At 70.3% G+C, this 809-nt stretch carries 1 protein-coding gene; it reads left to right on the forward strand.

Translation table 11 applies throughout. From position 1 onward, the window contains the following. A partial coding sequence (locus E2C05_RS32225; protein ID WP_133223652.1) for an OmpA family protein occupies positions 1-809 on the forward strand: 809 nt, incomplete at both ends.

Here is an 809-nt window from a genome sequence, read left to right on the forward strand (position 1 = left end):
TTCCACCAGGAGTCCCGCGCCGAAGGCCAGCGCTGGGAATACAAGCACCCGGGCTTCGCGGGTGTCGCCAGCATCGGCTGGGGCTTCGGCAACGGCCTGCGCGCCGAGATCGAGGGCAACTACCGCTACAACGAGATCGACAAGATCCGTCTCAACGGCGCCCGCGTCGCCTCGGCCGGTCAGGTGCAGCAGTACGGCGCGATGGTGAATGCGCTGTACGACATCCAGACCGGCACCGCCTTCACGCCGTATCTCGGCGTCGGCGTCGGCTATGGCTGGTTCGAGACGACGAAGGTGCGCGTCGGGCCGGTGAACGGCGCCGTCATCACGTCCGAGGACACGGCGGGCAACTTCGCCTACCAGGGCATCGCGGGCGTCGGCTACAACCTCGGCGCCATGGTGCCGGGCCTGACGCTGACGGCCGAGTACCGCTTCTACGGCACGCTCGACCCGAAGGTGGACGTCGACGTCCGTCGCAGCGCGGCGAACGGCCCGGTGATCGGTTCCGCGAAGGCCGAGCCGACGAACTACAACCACTCGGTCCTGATCGGTCTGCGCTACGCCTTCAACGCGCCGCGCCCGGCCCCGGCCGTGGCCCCGGTTGCTCCGGTGGCGCCGCCGGCGGCCGCACGCACCTACCTGGTGTTCTTCGACTGGGATCGCGCTGACCTGACCGATCGCGCCCGGCAGATCATCACCGAGGCGGCGCAGAACGCGCGCCGCGTCTCCTCGACGCGGATCGAGGTGGCGGGCCATGCCGACCGGTCCGGCACGCCGCAGTACAACCAGCGCCTGTCGCAGCGCCGCGC

It is taken from the genome of Paracraurococcus ruber, from assembly GCF_004353985.1.
Classification (GTDB): Bacteria; Pseudomonadota; Alphaproteobacteria; order Acetobacterales; family Acetobacteraceae; genus Paracraurococcus; species Paracraurococcus ruber.